This window comes from Oleiphilus sp. HI0086 (assembly GCF_001635225.1).
This window is the reverse complement of record NZ_LWFZ01001395.1, coordinates 1-846: the sequence shown is the minus strand read 5'-3', so window position 1 is coordinate 846 and position 846 is coordinate 1. Positions and strand designations below refer to the sequence as shown.

Genomic DNA, 846 nt, shown 5'->3' with positions numbered 1-846 from the left:
TATTTTCAAAGCCGTTAAAGAAAGATAGTTCAGCGCTAACATTTAGACAAGCATATTTTTAGAAAGAGAAGCCCCTAAATAAATCACTAGTTGAAACAAAGACGTTTAAAGGAGCTCCACTTGATCAAGCAATTCAAGAGAATTGATTTGTCTTATTGCAGAAACAAAAAAAGGGAGCTTGGCCAAAACCAAACTCCCTTTCTTAGCTAGGTCTTAGACTTACTTAGATAAGTCCAACAATAGCTTATTCAAGCGAGATACAAAGGCACCTGGGTCTTTCAGTTGTTCACCGCTAGCAAGAGCAGCTTGATCAAACAAGACGTTGGCCAAGTCGTTGAAACGGTCATCATTTTGCTCTTCGTTCAACTTCTGAACCAATGGGTGCTCCGGGTTCACTTCGAAGCTTGGTTTAGTCTCTGGAACAGCCTGACCAGCTGCTTCCATGATCTTCTTCATTTGTGCGTCCATATCGTGTGCACCGGCCACCAAGCAAGCTGGCGAGTCAGTCAGACGATTAGTAACACGAACTTCTTCAACCTTGTCGCTTAACAAGTCTTTGATCTGGCCGATCAAGCTTTCATAAGTTTTGCTCGCTTCTTCGATCTGTTTTTTGTCTTCTTCGTCTTCGATATCACCTAGATCTAGCTCGCCTTTGGTGATGTCTTGCAAGTGCTTACCGTCAAAGTCACTCAAGTAAGAAATCATCCAGCCATCAACACGATCACTCAGCACAAGCACTTCAATACCCTTTTTACGGAAGATTTCCATGTGAGGGCTACTGATACCGGCTGCATAGCTCTCAGCGCTAACATAGTAGATCTTGTCTTGGCTCTCTTGCATACGTTC

General features: G+C 43.1%; 1 pseudogene. It reads right to left on the bottom strand.

Going from position 1 to position 846, the window contains the following annotated elements:
• Window positions 1-219 precede the first annotated feature (219 nt).
• A pseudogene (locus A3756_RS23790) lies at window positions 220-846 on the bottom strand (molecular chaperone HtpG); the annotation flags it as partial.